The 1,246-nt window shown below is 60.0% G+C and carries 1 protein-coding gene; it reads left to right on the top strand.

What is annotated here, in order from left to right; all coding sequences use genetic code 11:
* On the top strand, positions 1 to 1,195 hold a 1,195-nt coding region (locus tag HMPREF9538_RS04155), incomplete at its 5' end, for a carbohydrate porin (protein ID WP_009486124.1).
* Positions 1,196 to 1,246: the final 51 nt, after the last annotated feature.

Here is a 1,246-nt window from a genome sequence, read left to right as displayed (position 1 = left end):
CGCCCCGCCCGCCAGTACCAAATCCGGCGCTTATATGCCCCCCGCCGGGGAGACCGGCGGCGCCATTGGTCGCCTGGGCAACCAGGCCGACACCTATGTGGAAATGAACCTCGAACATAAACAGACCCTGGACAACGGGGCGACCACCCGTTTCAAAGTGATGGTGGCCGACGGACAGACCACCTATAACGACTGGACGGCAAGCAGCAGCGATCTGAACGTGCGCCAGGCGTTCGTCGAGCTGGGCAACCTGCCGACCTTCGAAGGCCCGTTCAAAGGCTCGACCCTGTGGGCCGGGAAACGCTTTGACCGCGACAACTTCGACATCCACTGGATTGACTCGGATGTGGTGTTCCTCGCCGGGACCGGCGGCGGGATCTACGACGTGAAATGGAACGACAGCCTGCGCAGCAACTTCTCGTTATACGGCCGCAACTTTGGCGATATCGCCGACAGCAGCAACAGCGTGCAGAACTATATCGTCAGCATGAATAACTTTGCCGGCCCGGTGCAGATGATGGTCAGCGGGATGCGGGCGAAAGATAATGACGACCGCCAGGACGCGAACGGCAATCTGGTGAAAGGCGATGCCGCTAACACCGGGGTTCATGCCCTGCTGGGCCTGCACAATGAGAGCTTCTATGGCCTGCGCGACGGGACCAGCAAAACGGCCCTGCTGTACGGCCACGGGCTGGGCGCCGAGGTTAAAGGCATCGGCTCCGACGGCGCGCTGCGCCCGGGGGCCAATACCTGGCGCTTCGCCAGCTATGGCACTACGCCGCTGAGCGATCGCTGGTTTATTGCCCCGGCCGTGCTGGCGCAGAGCAGTAAAGATCGTTATGTCGATGGCGACAGCTATCAGTGGGCCACCCTCAACCTGCGTCTGATTCAGGAAGTGACGCAGAACTTCGCCCTCGCCTGGGAGGGGAGCTATCAGTACATGGATCTGCAGCCTGAAGGCTACAACGATCGCCATGCGGTCAATGGCAGCTTCTACAAGCTGACCTTCGCCCCGACCTTCAAGGTGGGCAGCATCGGCGACTTCTTCTCGCGGCCGGAGATCCGCTTCTATACATCGTGGATGGACTGGAGCAAAAAACTGGACAACTACGCCAACGATGACGCGTTAGGCAGCAACGGATTCAAATCGGGCGGCGAATGGTCGTTCGGTATGCAAATGGAGACCTGGTTCTGACGGCAACCGGGGCGACAGGGTAAATAACACATAAATATAAGGTTCGCCGCG

Origin of the sequence: Klebsiella sp. MS 92-3 (genome assembly GCF_000195655.1) — a bacterium.
GTDB classification, from domain to species: domain Bacteria; phylum Pseudomonadota; class Gammaproteobacteria; order Enterobacterales; family Enterobacteriaceae; genus Klebsiella; species Klebsiella pneumoniae.
Note: the sequence above shows the minus strand (reverse complement) of the source record. Positions and strands in the feature narration are given on the sequence as shown.